Genomic DNA, 15,358 nt, shown 5'->3' with positions numbered 1-15,358 from the left:
GACTTTTATATTTCATTGTCCTATATGAGGGTAGCATATCAGTTATCAGTGGCTCCTTTCGGGATATTTTAATTAGCTATTGTTAGTAGTTAGGTGAAATGATCAAGCAATTAAAGTTCACGAATAGCCTGCCATGCCTGATGGAAACATTCAAAGATTTTCTTTGACTGACGGGCATCTCCGATAGTTACCACTTTCTTTGCGCAGTCAGCAAATGGAGCAGATGCATCTGTATCGGATTTTAGACCGGTCGCGGAAATAATGGTGTCGGCTGCAATACGGTTTTGTTTTCCGTCTGCATCTTCATAAATGACATTTCCATCTTTGATTTCTACAACTTTGCAAGAAGTCTTGCATGTAACATTTGCTGCAGCTAAGTGATTCATAAGAGAAATCTGACTTAATGGTTCATCCTGCATAACAATACCAGGGAGCATTTCCAAAATGGTTACATCTTTTCCTTCATTTCCAAGTTCCAGAGCAGTTTCCGCACCGACAAGTCCGCCTCCGATGACTACAATTTTGTTTCCGACGGAAGCTGTTTTCTTTAAGACTTTATCCGGTGTCAGAGCAGCTTCAATACCTTTTACAGGAATGGAAACGTATTTAGAGCCTGTTGCAAGAATGACAACATCCGGCTGTAAAGATCGAACCAGTTCCAGAGTAGCTTCTGTATTCATCATTACTTTGATGTTTGCTTTTTCTACCTGGTGGATGAGCCATTCCAGAACGTTTTTATGATCTTCTTTGAAGGAAGGTCTCGTAGCTTCGATAAAGTGACCACCTAACTGATCTGTTTTTTCAATCAGTGTAATCTTGTGGCCGACTTCAGCACCATATCTTGCAGCTTCCATTCCGGCAACACCGCCACCGATGATTACAACATTTTTCGGATCTTCCGTTTTCTTAAGAACATATTCACGCTCTCGTCCACAGGCCGGATTAACTTCACAGCGAATAGGACATCCGGAGAAGAACAAGGATACACAGCCTTCGTGTCCACGACAGCATGGGCGAACGTCTTCTCTTCTGCCTTCTTTTAATTTCTGCGGAAGATATGGATCTGCGATCAATGGTCTTCCCATTGCAATAATGTCGGCACATCCGTCTTCCAGAGCTTTTTCAGCGGTATCCGGATTCAGTGAATTTACTACAATAACAGGAATTTTTGTAACCTGCTCTTTGATAATTTTGGCAAACGGAACAACCATGGCATGCGGCTCATAGTTCGGTGGAATGATATACTGCTGCATAGTCTCATAGATACCGGCTGCAACGTTAATGTAATCAACATCATCCTGGATACTTGCTGCAAAACGAGTTGTTATTTCTGGTGTTAAGCCACCTTCTACACCTTCTGTTGCTGAAATACGATATCCAACGATAAAGTCATCGCCGACAGCAGCACGGACTTTTTTAATAATATTTCTTGGAAAACGTGCTCTGTTTTCTTCACTTCCACCATATTCGTCTGTTCTCTTATTGGTATATGGACTTAAGAAAGAACAGATGAGGTATCCATGTGCACCGTGGATTTCTACACCATCAAAACCTGCCATTTTTGCTCTTACGGCAGCGGCAGCAAATTTATCTTCCAGTTCAACGATTTCTTCTTTACTTAATGCACGAGGTTCGCGCTGAACAAACTTACAAGTGACTGCACTTGGTGCGACCGGTTGTAATCCGGTAGCTCCGGCAGCGGCCTGGCGTCCACCATGAGAAAGCTGTAAAATGGCGGAAGCCCCACCGGCTTTGATTGCTTCCGCAACATAGAAATGTGAAGCAATCATGTGGTCATTATAAATACCACTGGATACAAGAGAGCTGCGGCTTTCTTTGTCATCGACAAATGTATTTTCTACAATAACGGCGGCAGCCCCACCTTTGGCACGTTCACCATAGTAATCAGCCATTTCTCTGGAACTGGAACCATCAGGGTTACTTAGGCGAGTTTCACAGGCTGGCATTACAATGCGGTTTCTCCATATATGTTTTCCAACTTTTACAGGTTCTAATAATTTACTATAATCTGCCATATTCAATCCTCCATTAAATAATATCGCCGGCGTTAAATCGATTTATTTAAGTTACATTTATCATAAGCATCTGATAAAAAAATGTCAAAGATTTCTCAATATATTCTAATTTGAAAAGAAAATTCTCATTTTTTTCTCAAAATATGTTATGATGAGGAAAATGGAGGCGATGAAATGGAGTATAAAGAGCATAATTATGAGTTAATAAAAGAATACTGGAATCGTTATGTTGCCGGGTATGAAGAAATGCCGGAGCATCTGGAAGGACTGGATGATCGTGTTTTAAATTCCTGGAAACGGTCAAAGTTAAAAGCAAATCCATTTGAGACAAATCCGCCATTATTGAATCAGGTTGAATTAGAAAATCTGACGAAAGAAAAACAGGATTTGATTAAAATTGCTGTTCCTTATATGATACAATTTTATGAAATTGCCAAGAATACAACGCAGAATGTATTGCTTACGGATGCAGAAGGAAAACAATTGAAAAATATTTCCGCTAATAACAAAGATCTTCTGGAGATCATGACACATGCGTCTGTAGCCAATGGCAGTAATTATGCAGAGGATGTCTGCGGCACAAGCTCTGTCTCGTTGTCGCTTTACGAGGACAGTCCGATTTTATTGCGGGGGTATGAACATTATCGGGCTATTTATCATAATCTTGCCTGTTTTAGTCTGCCGATTCATTCGCTGGGAAATAAGCAGGTAGGATGTATTTGCATTACCGGTCCATTGGATAAATATCAGCCGCTTGTATCCAGTGCAGGACTGATGATGGTTCATGCAATTGAGAACGAATTGCGATTGACACAATCGAATTTTATCACAGATATTATTGCACAGAATTTTTCGCAGGGATTTATGCTTTTTAATTCACAACACAATATTTTGCGTTTAAATGATAAAGCGAAAGCGTTACTTAGAATTCGGCAGGATATGGTCGGACATGAATTTGAAGAGTATTTTTTAAATGATTTTAACGAAATCATAGAATTGGAAAAACAGCATGAAAAACAGAAGTTTCAATATACTTTGATATTAAAAAATGGCTTGCAGATTGCTCTTTCGGTGCTTGCCGTTCCGATTAAAGAGAATAATCAGGAGGACATGTTTTTACTGATATTTACGTCAGTAGGTGAGGCAAATAAAGAAGCCAGTATGAAAGTTGGATATACGGCACGGTATTATTTCCGGGATATTGTAGGGGAATCTGAAGAAATAAAAAAGGTTAAAGAATTAGGAAAACTGGCATCTAAATCGTCATCCAGTGTGCTGATTACCGGGGAAGCGGGAACTGGAAGGGAATTACTGGCGCAGGCAATCCATACCGGAGGTGAGAGGCGAGAAAGTCCGTTTATTACTGTCCGTTGTGGTTCCGTCCCGAAAGAAATGATGGAGATAGAATTGTTTGGAGATGATGAAAACAGTCAGATCGGGAAAATAGAACTTGCAGACAAAGGGACACTGTTTTTAGATGAGATAGAAAATTTATCTATAGAATGTCAGGTAAAAATACTCTCTTATTTAAGAACAGGAATGATGGAGAATGGGAAAAAATTAAGTGTACGTATCATTGCATGCAGTCAGAAAGATCTGCTTCATCTTGTCAGCGTTAATCAGTTTCGCAGCGATCTGTATTATAAGTTGAATGTAATCAGTATTATTGTACCGCCACTGCGCCGACGCCGGGCAGATATTCGGCCGTTAATTCAATATTATACAGATCGTTATCGTAAAATGCTAAGAAAAGACGTAACAAACATTGAAAAACGCTGTATAGAAGTGATGACGAATTATAATTGGCCGGGAAATGTGCGTGAATTGGAAAGTACGGTAGAACATTTGGTAAATATGGCGTCCGGCCATGTAATGAAATTTAAAGATTTACCGGATGAAATTGTAACCGGATATTTGTCACAGAAATATATAGGACCGGAAGAAGAGGTACAGAAAATAATATCGCCTGAAAAAGTGGAGTGTAGCGAGATCATCAAATGCCTGAAACGGGAACACGGGCATATGAAAACAGTAGCAACGGTACTCCATATGCCGTTGAGTACCCTCTATCGAAAATGTTCAAAATATAACATTGATCCGAAAAATTATCGGGAATGGTAAAGGAGGAGCGTTAACTCTCCTCCTCTTGCGTACGGATCACAATAATATCATTTAACTTTAATATCATATTTTTCTGGGGAAGCACAGACAAATGATCGCGCAATACTAAAAAAACGGTGATTTGATGTGCTTCTTCAATTATTGCTTTTGCGCTGGTACTGCTCGACGAAACCGGCGCTGATAATACGGGTCGGAATAGCGACAACACCGACGCCGAGATAAGCGATACAGATTGCCATAATGCATCCGTATATGGGTTACACACCACGGACACTGGAAAAGTTGTTGTAAGCATATGACAGACGGAAAAATCCGAATGAAGATAAGCATCCTGAACAATAATGGAGCTTTCCGAAATATAAATATTAAGATTTCTTGAATGCTTTCTTAAGATACTTTGAGGTGTATTGTTTTCACTTTTTTGATGCAGTATTCTAAGTTCGTAAATGAAAATACAATCCCGAACAAAGAGCGAGGAGGAGAAGCGATGAAAAAGAGCAACGCATTCGTGAAGAGGCTTATGGCAGCAACAATGGCAGCAGCATTGTGCGCGACTATGACGGAGCTTCCGGTGGCAGCACAGGCAGGACAGAATGAAAAAGGCATAGAAAGTAACGCGGGTAATGATGCGGCAGATGGCACAGTGTCTGATGCGGATACAGAATCGAAAGACGCATTTGACATACAGAATATTTCAGGTCTTTACAATGAACAGAAGATTATTTTGTCTAATCCGGAACAGGTAAAAGCCGCGTACAGCAAGGCAGCAGAAGGACTTCTTGTGTCCGGCAATTCGACGGATGTGGCAGACAACACAGTTACATTTGCGGATGAATTTGATTTCTCCGGCGGAACGATCGGAAGAGTGGATGTTGATGCATTGTCAGTAAAAGGAACAAAAGCAAAACTGGAATTTTATCTGGATGACAACACAACTCCATTTGCAGAAGTAAAACCTGCAGAGCAGAAACGTGCAAAAAAATGGTACACCAAAATCGAGACAACAAGTGTATCCGAGCAGAAAATTACCGGAAAGCATAAAGTATCGTTTAAGATTGTTCCGGGTGAAAATGAAACAACAACCGGAATGGCACTGCGTGCGATTACATTTACGAAAAGTACGGTCCCGACCATATATTTTAATATCGATGAGACAAAAGGAAGCATTGATTCGATGAATGGCGACCAGCAGCATGATACAGAGTGCTACGGTGATATGAAGGTGGAGATCCCGAATGGATACACCTGCGAATATGCCAACGATAAAGGAAAGACGAACAATCTGAAGACTGAAACCTATTCAATGGAATATATCCGCGGACGTGGAAATTCCACATGGGGCACCGGGAAGAATCCATACAAGATTAAGCTGGATAAAAAAGCAAATCTGTTTAATATGGGTAAAAACAAGCACTGGGTTCTGTTAGCTGATTATTATGATCCGAGCCATATCCGTAATAAGATTACATACTGGATGGGCAAAAAACTTGGCATGGCTTACACACCGGAGTGTGTATATGTTGATGTTGTTATGAATGGACAATATTATGGAAGTTATCTGCTCTCTGAACAGGTACGCGTCGGAAACTCCCGTGTAGATATCGATGATCTGGAGGCAGATGACGAATCCAAAGCTGCAACAGATGAGCCGACGATCACAGGCGGATATCTGCTTTCAATGTCTCCATACAAAGATGAAGATGGAAAGATCATTCATACAAAACAAGGCATAGATTATCTGATCGAAAGCCCTTCTTTCGAAGATTATGAAAATGAAGCGCAGTATAATTATATTTCTAAATATGTGCAGGATACAGAAGATGCGATATATGGAAAAGATTTCAAAAAGGACGGAAAATCTTACGCAGAATATATGGATGTCGATGCAGCGATTGATTATTACTGGATGCAGGAATTCAGTATGAACGGTGATGCGTTTGGCAGTACAAGTACTTATTTATACAAACCACGGAATGGCAAATTATTCTGGGGACCGCTTTGGGATTTCGATTATGTAGCGTGGGGCAATAATGAATACAATGAATATAACTGCGAAGGCTGGGCAATGAAGGAGAATGTCTGGTTTGGACGGTTATTTAGGGATAAAGATTTTGCTGATAAAATGATCGCGCGTTGGACAGAGATCCGAAAAGTGATGGAAGAAGCCAGCAAAGACGGCGGTCAGATCGATCAGTATGCAGAAAAAATCCGCAATTCTATGAAATATAATGCTTATCAGTATGGCGACAACTATGATGTAGACGAAAAAGATAAAACTTTCCAGCAGAGTGTGGATCAGCTTAAAGGCTGGATTCAGGCGCGTATCAAATGGGTGAATGAAAATATAAATACCTTACAGACAAAATACCACCAGGTAAAATTCATGGATGGTAAAAAAGTTCTTTCCATACAGAATGTAGCAGATGGAGACAGTGCTGAGTTTCCTAAAACGGGAACAAAGAAAGGCTACGTTTTCAGTGGCTGGTACGCAAACGACGACGGAGAGACGTACCGCGTAGATAAGAAAATGGAAATTTACAATGATATGACAATCACAGCCAAATGGACACGTGCTGATAGAATAAAACCAGTCTCTAAGATTATACTTGGCTATGATAAGATCACACAAACGTATCAACAGACAGATTCAGATCATACAGATGATGATGAGACAGATACATTCTCTATTCCATATTATGTAATCGGAGGAAACGGTGAGAACGAGGAGCTTGTATGGAAGTGCTCTAATTCAAAAGTCGGTAAGATTTCCGGGGATGGCGAGATACAGATTCTTGGTGTTGGAGATACGGTAGTTACAGCATCTACAAAAAACGGTAAAGTAAAAGCAAGCTGTAAAGTACATATTATAGAGCCGGTTGATGATGAGATATATTGTAACGGATTTGATTTGAACAAAACGGATGTGAAAATGAAAAAAGGTGGATATACGGTATTAAATGCAATTCCATATCCGGATGATATTACAGAGAGCTTTGACGTAGAATATTATTGTGACGATCCGGCAGTAGAGCTGGAAACATTTGGAAATAAATGTATCGTAAAAGGTGTTAGGGACGGTGAGGCACAGATTACAGTTGTTTCTACTATACAGGAGAGCGGAACGGTTATCCGGGTTTGTAAAGTGAAGGTTGGAACTGCTACTCAGAAACAGGTGAAGCCGGGAATGAAAGTGGTATCCGGAGGAATCGCATACAAAGTCAGCAGCGTTACTGTAAAAGGCGGAACTGTGAAAGCAATCGGAATTTCAAATGCAAAGAAAACAAGCCTTAAGATTCCGTCAGCAATCAAGATCGCAAAGAAAAAATACACAGTTACAGCAGTAGCATCAAAAGCATTTAAATCCAACAAAAAACTGAAATCCGTTGTATTTGGTGCAAATGTGAAGCGGGTTGGAGATAAAGCTTTTTATGGTTGTAAGAATCTGAAAACTGTACAGTTTAAAGCCGGAAAAGCGAAATTCGGGAAACAGGCATTTGCCAAAACGGATTCCAAAATGAAGCTGAAAGCGAAAAAAGCAGATCAGAAAACCTATCAGAAGCGCCTGAAAAAAGCAGGAGCGAAAAATGTGACTGTTGTGAAATAAAATGTGACTAAGATGGAAACTACGTTGTAGATAGTCTATTTATATGATACTATGCATATAGATAAGATGTCGGTGGTGTGAAAGTGTAAGGCACGGAACATCCCGGCATCTTATTTTTATATAATGGGATATCCCATTATATAAAAAAGCTTTCGGCAGGATGCGCACTGCGGCGTACAATGATGATGTCGCAAGCGGTCTACGTTCCACTTCGGTCGTTGCTAAACGAGCGTCACAGGCGCTCAGCAACGCCGCAGGCGCCAGAATGTGCCAAGGCACATTCTATGTTCTACATTTTATTTATAACAACAGGGAAATGACACGAAAGGAGGCATACTATGAATGTGAGAAAGAAAGTAGGATATGTGTTTACAATGTTTGCGGTCAGTCTGCTGGCAATTTGCTTTTTCAGTATAAAAGCAAACGCCATGGAGATTAGTGAAAATGGGAAATATTCTCTGGTTTTGTCAGTTCCGTGGGATGACGGGGATGCAGATATTGACGGAGAATACGAAAAACTCATCCGGTTTAATGTTGATCCGGGAGAAACAACCGTAGACATCACGGAGCTTACAAAAGGAATTACAGCATTTAACGGAAAGAACGTCTTTGAAGGCTGGAGAGAAAGTGACGGATCGGAGCTTGTAAAAAATTTAAGTATAGATAAGTTTACGAAGTCAGTGGACATTAGTGGTGAAGAATATGAGAACGGATATACGCTTGTGGCGAAGTTCTCAGATCAGGAGCTTAAAGACACCGGAACCTATTATATTACACTGGATGGTTTTGCAGGTACGTTACAAGGAAAAAAGAAACTGCGACTTACTTATGACGCTGATCAGTTCAGTACGCTTGATCTGTCAGAATTTCAACCGGAGAGAAAAGGATGTAATTTTGTCGGCTGGGACTATAATGGAGAAGTGATTTCTTCTGTAGACAAATCGGTATTTAAGGATTCGGATGCCGTTAATATTACTGCTTTATATAAGAGTACAGAACCGCTGGATGAGGAATCCTATATACTTAATTTCGACGCCAATGGCGGAACTCTCGATGGGGAGAAAGTAAAGAAATGTAATTACCTTGGCGGCGCCGACAGCGGAACAAGTATGGCAATCTTTCCATATATTCCTGAAAGAGCAGGATATAAATTTATCGGATGGAATTCTAAGAAAGATGGAAGCGGAAATAATTATAAATACATATATTGGAGAGCATGGTCTGCCCGGAACGATGAGGAGTCCGAGTTTGAGCGGGACGGTCTGATCGAAGATAAGAACATGTACCGGAATCTCACATTGTATGCAAAATGGGAGAAACTTCCGGAGACAGAGAAAAAAGTTGGAAAAGTCAGTCTTGCAAAAGCATCCTATACTTATGATGGAAAAGTAAAGAAACCATCTGTAATTGCAAAAGATAAGAACGGTAAGAAGATTGCAAATTCTTATTATAGCGTATCTTATCCATCCGGATGTAAGAAAGTCGGAAACTACAAGGTGAAGATTACGTTCAGGAAACCATACAGCGGAAGTTTTACAAAAACATTTACGATCATTCCAAAAGGAACATCTGTGAAATCTTTAAATGCAGCAAAGAAAAAGCTGACTGTAAAATGGGCAAAGCAGACGAAGGAGACGACCGGTTATCAGATCCAGTATACAACGGATGCGAAGTTTAAGAAGAGCATCAAGACGAAAACGATTTCAAAGAACAAGATAACAAGCGCATCACTTGGTAATCTGAAATCAAAGAAGAAATATTATGTGCGTATCCGTACATATAAAAAAGCCGGAAATGCAAAATACTATTCTGCATGGTCAAAAATTAAGAAAGCGACTGTGAAGTAAGATAGGATATTTTGATATGATCGAAAAAGTGCATATATACTAAAAAGATGCTGCGTAACGGGTTACTTAATCCATTATGCAGCATCTTTCTTTTTGTGTATATGCCTGTTTACTGAATATTAAAATTAATATTTATTTTTCTACTACGATTCCAGAAGTAATTCGTTTACCAATCTGTTCGCCTTTTGAATTGAATGCGGTTGCAGTTAATGTTGTTGAACCTTCGGATTTTCCAGTAATATTTCCATTAGAATCAACACTGGCAATAGCTGGATCTTCGACTTCATATTTTATGGATGCTGAAGCTGAAGCTGGATAAAGATTTACTGAATTATTTACAGTGCTACCGATGGATACAGAAACAGACTTTTTAGCAAACATCATTTTTGAATAATATGCTGCCTGTTCCGGCGTAATTTTTTGTCTAGGATATTCTTTGGGATTATCTTTCCATCTTAATTCCCACTGATACCATCCACCGTCATATACAGAAATATTATCTTTACCATTTTGATATGCAAGGAAGAATGGAATGGTTGCTCTCCAACCTGTACCACAATAAAATGACAATTCATTCTTTGCGTAATCAATATTTGCTTCAGATAGATATTCTTTCATTTGGCTAAGTGGAATGACAAAGCTGGAATCTTGTGCATAGTCATTAATATTTTTTCCCCATACAGCACCTAATGGTTCGCCAGCTGTTTCAATGTAGGCGTAGTTAGATTTTACACCTTCGAACTCATCTCGTGATCGAATGCTGACCAATTTAAAGTTTGGATCATTTTTTAATTTCTCATTTACTTGATCAATGGAAAGAATATATTTATGTTCTATATTACCAAAATCATTATTGCCAGGAGTTGGAGATACGGTTTCGGTAGTTGTTGGAAGGTTGAGTTTCTCCCATCCCGTAATACCTCCATCCAAAATTTTAACATCTTTTACGCCTGCGCTTAGCATTGCAAAGGCAACTCGTCCAGTATCAGAGGAGTTTCCATTTTTACCATAGAGGATTACCTTTGTATCTTTAGTAATTCCATATCTTTTAAAAAAGGTCTTTAATTCATTGTCTGATCTTAAATTATAAATTTGTTCAATAGGAACTTCTCCATCATTATCACCGTAAGTGATTTTCCCATAGTTATTTCCGTTGCGATTATAGTCCCAAAGATCGTCAATATTATTTCCAACAACATTGTCTTTTCCCCAAGGCGTCCAATCTACATATTCAACCTCATCAGAGTTGATATGAATTGCAGTTGGAATATGAGCTTTTGAACAATAATCAGTTAACCAGGAAGCATCTGCAATTAAAGCGTTTTTATATTCTGGCTGATCACCGTCAATAACACTTTTTAGCCATTCAGGAGTAACAAAAACCTGACGTGTGGATACGGCATCTGGTTTTTCGACAGTTACATTATAAGATGCTTGTATATTGGAACCATCTATTGTGATTGCAGTAATAGTTGCTGAACCATAATCTCTTGCTGTAACAATTCCCTTTGCAGAAACGGTTGCAACAGCTTCATTTGAAGAAGTATATTTTAAAGATTTATTTCCGGCATTACGAGGGGAAATGGTCACTTTATTATTTCCAGAAGAATCTTTTGCTTTTAATATTAAAGATTCCTTTTCAAATGTAATCTTGTTAATTCTGGTAGATACAGTAACATTGCATTTGGCTGAAATGTATTTACCAGATTTATTACGTTGTTTTGACGTTATTGTAATAGTTGCTTTTCCATCTTTAGAGGCCGTAATAATTCCTTTTGCAGAAATTTTAGCAACAGAATTGTTGGTTGTTTTATAAGAAACAGGACAATAAACACCGGATGGTGATATCTTAACATTTAAATCCTTTTTTTCGCCGGCCTTTAAAGTAAGTGTTTTGTATGTAGATATACGAGAAGGCTTTAAATCTTTTACAATAATTGTTACAGTGTCCGATATTTTTTTGTTTTTCTTAAGAGTTCCCGTAATCTTTACTTTACCGCTTTTTTTTCCATGAATAATTCCGTTGGAAGATACAGTGGCAATTTTATTATTACTGCTTTTTAAAGATACAGTTTTATCAAGCCCTTGAGTAGAGAGCGTTTTGATAGTAATTTTTGATTCTCCTTTAATATCCACTATCTTTGAAGAGACATGCATAGAAATTTTTTTTGGAGTTTTGCTTGCCGCATTAACTATGGAGTTTGCGCTGAATAATAGTGTGCATGCAAGCATAAACATAATAAGGGGTGACGATTTTTTGAGAATTCTTTTCATTTTCATTCCTCCATTCTGAAAACAGGCAAAATATATTTGAATAATTAAATTATATAAGGGAGAATATTAGAAGTAAAATTAGTAAAAAGAATAAATGACTGCATATATAGAAAATAATTATAAGAAAATTGCTGTCTCCTGGGAGACAGCAATTTTTCCAAATATATAGCGTTATTAGATGGCTCTTGTATACTCTTTCAACCATTCACGCTCATCGTCGTTCAGGTGCGGAGCAACAATCTCATAAACTTTCTTATGGTAGTCATTGAGCTGTTCTCTTTCCTGATCTGTCAGCATCTCAGGGATGATGGCATCCAGATCGATTGGAACGTAAGTGATTGGTTCAAAATATAAGAATTGACCATATTCGTTCTTCTCGCCTTCTCTTACAAGCAGTTCATTTTCAGTACGGACACCGTGGCTTCCTTCAATGTAAATACCCGGCTCGTCTGTGATTACAAGACCTGCCATCAGAGGTGCATGCTCTTTTTCACGGATTGCACAGCGGAATCCGCAGGATGCTTCGTGGATGTTCATTAGGTATCCGACATCATGTCCGGTTCCGTGGTTGAAGTTGATACCACGTCTCCAAGCAGGCATTCTTGCCAGAACATCCAGATTGTAACCGGTTGTTCCTTCCAGGAATACGGCATGTGCCAGATTGAAGTTACACTGAAGAACAGTTGTAAAATCTTCTTTCATACGTTGTGTCAGTTTACCAAATGCGAAAGTACGGCTGATATCTGTAGATCCTTCTAAATATCCGCCACCTGTATCTGTCAGGAATAATCCGTTCTCAGTAAGCGGGATATCTGTTTCCTGAGTCGGCTCATAATGCACGATCGCACCATGTTCGCCGGATGCGCAGATCGGCTCAAAACTCTGCCACAGATAACCTTCCTGCTCTTTACGGAAAGTTTCCAGTTTGGCAGCAGCGCTTAACTCTGTGATTTCAATCTTACCAATGTTAGTTTTCAGCCAGTACATGAACTTCGTCATGGCTACGGCATCTTTTTTATGTGCATTAATGATATTTTTGATCTCGACATCATTTTTCTTTGCTTTCATAGCAATTGTCGGATTTACCTGCTGTACAACTTTTGCTCCGTCCGGAATGTTGTTGAACAATGCATAGTTTAATCTGTTTGGATCAACAAGAACAGTAGAATCAGCGCTTAAGTTCTTGATATCCTCATAAATTGCATTGTACGGATGCAGTGTAATGTTATTCTTTGCAAGAGCCGCTTTCATATCATCATTCAGCTTGCGCTCGTCAATGTAAAGCTTCATCTCATCCATTGTTACAATGGCATAAGAAAGAAGCAGCGGGAAGAAATCTACGTCATCTCCACGCAGGTTTGTGATCCAGCATACATCATCAAGAGCTGCGATGATATGCACATCAGCGCCGGCTTTTTTCATAGCCTTGCGAACACGAGCAAGTTTGCTTTCTGTGCTCTCACCGGTGTATTCTTCGCCAAGAGCAAATGCCGGTTTTTCAGAAAGTGCCGGACGGTCTGTCCACACCTTATCTACCAGATCTTCAGAATAGTTGATCTTACCATTTTTAGCTGCAACGGCTGCTTCTAGTGCAGTACCTTCTTCGATAGCGATAACACGTCCGTCGAAGCCAAGTGTTCCATTCTCCGGAAGTACCGAAGCGATAAATTCTTCTTCTGTCGGTACACCAGGCTCGCCCATTTTATAAAGCTTCACACCTGTGCCGTTTAACTGCTGCTCAGCCTGCAGGAAATATCTTCCGTCAGTCCACAGACCAGCCTGGTCTTTTGTGAAAATGGCAGTTCCGGCAGAGCCAGTGAAACCTGTCATGTATTCCCTTACTTTAAAATGATCGCCCACATATTCGCTCTGATGAAAATCATCGGTTGGAATCATGTAAACGTCGTAACCACGTTCTTCCATTAATTTACGAAGAGCGGAGATTCTTTCTGGTATTGTCATAATAAAAACCTCCTTCATTTTTCTTATATAGAAATACCTTCCAAACAAAGATTGTAGCACAATCGTTAATAAATGAACAGGAAGAATATTGTCAAATTTTTGTGATCGCGTTAAGTTATATAAAAAATTCCATCCGCTACATATCTAATGCTTGTATAAATGGTAAGGATCTTTTCAAAAATGAAGATTACACATTAAGCTATGCAAAGGTAAGAAATATTACTCTGGAGGTTTTTATGACCTTTGGATAGTTGTATGAATGAGAGATATCCTTTATACTTATTGTAGATAATATACTAGGGGAGTAGAAGCAATCAACAGAAAGGAGACGCGTATGAAAAAGAAACATTGGAAACAACATGTAACTACAGTTATACTTTCTGCAATATTGTTCCTTGTATTGATATTCATGTCAGGAAAATTGGGGATGGTTGCATATGCATCAGACAAAATAAGTGGAGAAGTTGGAACATTAAAATGGTATTTGGAAGAACAAAAGGATGTAGTCGATGAAAAGGAACAGGTGGAGACTGCGCTTGTGATTTCCGGGAAAGGAGAGATTCCAGATTATAAAAATCCGGAAGACAGACCGTGGAATGGAATTGCGGATCAGATTGAGAAAGTGGAAATCAAATCAGTGAAAGGAAAGGATAATATAACAAAGATTGGAGCAAGAGCTTTTGAAAATTTGCCAAATTTAAGTCGGGTATGGATTCCATCATCTGTAAGAATAATTGAAAAATATGCATTTAAAAACTGCCCGAAACTGGATTTTGTAACCATCATGTCTTCTACGGGTGTGGATGAAGAAGCTTTTGATCCGGACGTAATACAGGATGTCATTTGCGATCATATGTATATGGGAAGAGTTTATGTTGCGGATGATATTGTAATGGCTACACTGAAAAAGGATGGAAAATGTAGTTATGAAATTTATTGCAGTGGTTGTGGAGATTACGTAGACAGTGTAGGAGATCAGAAAATTCCGTTTATAAAATCCATATATTTACAAAAGAAAAATTATGTGTATACCGGTAAAAAGATTACACCGGAAGTTATCGTAAAAGACAGAAAGAGAAAAGTACTTGAGAAAGACAGCGACTATAAATTAAAATATTCTGCAGGAAGACAGTATGTTGGTACTTATACGGTAAAAGTGAATGGATATAATAAGTACAGATTCACGAAGAAACTGTCCTTTATCATTAAGCCGCAAGGTACAAAGATTGTGAAAATATCTGCCGGAAAGAAAGCATTTACAGTGAAAGTGCAGAAACAAAGTATACAGACAACAGGGTATGAGATTGCATATAGCACAAATAAGAATTTCGCAAAAGGCACGGAGAAGAAACTGGTGATACCGAGTAATAAGACAACAAAAAAGAAAATTACCGGATTAAAAAAAGGCAGAAAATATTATGTGAAAGCCTGTACTTATAAAACAGTCAAAGGGAAAAAATATCATTCCAGATGGAGTGAAGTGAAAACTGTGAGAGTAAAATAACACTGCGAAA

7 protein-coding genes are annotated in these 15,358 nt (G+C 38.9%); 4 read left to right on the top strand and 3 right to left on the bottom strand.

Going from position 1 to position 15,358, the window contains the following annotated elements; all coding sequences use genetic code 11:
- Nucleotides 1-110 precede the first annotated feature (110 nt).
- Nucleotides 111-2,036, bottom strand: coding sequence for an NAD(P)/FAD-dependent oxidoreductase (locus tag DXC04_RS13035; protein WP_118661049.1), 1,926 nt, complete (start codon nt 2,034-2,036; stop codon nt 111-113).
- Between the two features lie 174 nt (nt 2,037-2,210).
- Here DXC04_RS13035 and DXC04_RS13030 point away from each other — a divergent pair, with 174 nt between their 5' ends.
- The 3 genes from DXC04_RS13030 to DXC04_RS13015 all read left to right on the top strand — a co-directional run bounded on the left by DXC04_RS13030 (nt 2,211) and on the right by DXC04_RS13015 (nt 9,608).
- On the top strand, nt 2,211-4,157 hold the full coding sequence (locus DXC04_RS13030; RefSeq protein ID WP_118661050.1) for a sigma-54-dependent Fis family transcriptional regulator: 1,947 nt from the start codon (nt 2,211-2,213) through the stop codon (nt 4,155-4,157).
- A 487-nt stretch (nt 4,158-4,644) separates the two neighbouring features.
- Nucleotides 4,645-7,761 carry a CotH kinase family protein gene (locus DXC04_RS13020; RefSeq protein ID WP_158580483.1) on the top strand — a complete coding sequence of 1,039 codons (3,117 nt, stop codon included), beginning with the start codon at nt 4,645-4,647 and terminating at the stop codon, nt 7,759-7,761.
- A 338-nt stretch (nt 7,762-8,099) separates the two neighbouring features.
- Nucleotides 8,100-9,608 carry a fibronectin type III domain-containing protein gene (locus DXC04_RS13015; RefSeq protein WP_118661052.1) on the top strand — a complete coding sequence of 503 codons (1,509 nt, stop codon included), beginning with the start codon at nt 8,100-8,102 and terminating at the stop codon, nt 9,606-9,608.
- Nucleotides 9,609-9,740: 132 nt separating this feature from the next.
- On the opposite strand, the gene DXC04_RS13010 is transcribed toward DXC04_RS13015, so the two are convergent.
- Nucleotides 9,741-11,882 carry an Ig-like domain-containing protein gene (locus DXC04_RS13010; protein ID WP_158580485.1) on the bottom strand — a complete coding sequence of 714 codons (2,142 nt, stop codon included), beginning with the start codon at nt 11,880-11,882 and terminating at the stop codon, nt 9,741-9,743.
- A 174-nt stretch (nt 11,883-12,056) separates the two neighbouring features.
- Nucleotides 12,057-13,844, bottom strand: coding sequence for an aminopeptidase P family N-terminal domain-containing protein (locus tag DXC04_RS13005; protein ID WP_118519978.1), 1,788 nt, complete (start codon nt 13,842-13,844; stop codon nt 12,057-12,059).
- Nucleotides 13,845-14,178: 334 nt separating this feature from the next.
- Here DXC04_RS13005 and DXC04_RS13000 point away from each other — a divergent pair, with 334 nt between their 5' ends.
- Nucleotides 14,179-15,348: a leucine-rich repeat protein gene (locus tag DXC04_RS13000; protein ID WP_118661054.1), complete on the top strand. Its 1,170-nt coding sequence runs from the start codon at nt 14,179-14,181 to the stop codon at nt 15,346-15,348.
- The last annotated feature ends 10 nt before the right edge of the window (nt 15,349-15,358 follow it).

The sequence above is a fragment of the Dorea sp. OM07-5 genome, from assembly GCF_003481355.1.
Taxonomy (GTDB): Bacteria; Bacillota; Clostridia; order Lachnospirales; family Lachnospiraceae; genus Dorea_D; species Dorea_D hominis.
Note: the sequence above shows the minus strand (reverse complement) of the source record. Positions and strands in the feature narration are given on the sequence as shown.

Bases quoted from the DNA above. Each gene is read 5' to 3' on its own strand.
- DXC04_RS13030 (WP_118661050.1), top strand. From the start codon at position 2,211: ATGGAGTATAAAGAGCATAATTATGAGTTAATAAAAGAATACTGGAAT.
- DXC04_RS13005 (WP_118519978.1), bottom strand. From the start codon at position 13,844: ATGACAATACCAGAAAGAATCTCCGCTCTTCGTAAATTAATGGAAGAA.
- DXC04_RS13035 (WP_118661049.1), bottom strand. From the start codon at position 2,036: ATGGCAGATTATAGTAAATTATTAGAACCTGTAAAAGTTGGAAAACAT.
- DXC04_RS13010 (WP_158580485.1), bottom strand. From the start codon at position 11,882: ATGAAAAGAATTCTCAAAAAATCGTCACCCCTTATTATGTTTATGCTT.
- DXC04_RS13020 (WP_158580483.1), top strand. From the start codon at position 4,645: ATGAAAAAGAGCAACGCATTCGTGAAGAGGCTTATGGCAGCAACAATG.
- DXC04_RS13015 (WP_118661052.1), top strand. From the start codon at position 8,100: ATGAATGTGAGAAAGAAAGTAGGATATGTGTTTACAATGTTTGCGGTC.
- DXC04_RS13000 (WP_118661054.1), top strand. From the start codon at position 14,179: ATGAAAAAGAAACATTGGAAACAACATGTAACTACAGTTATACTTTCT.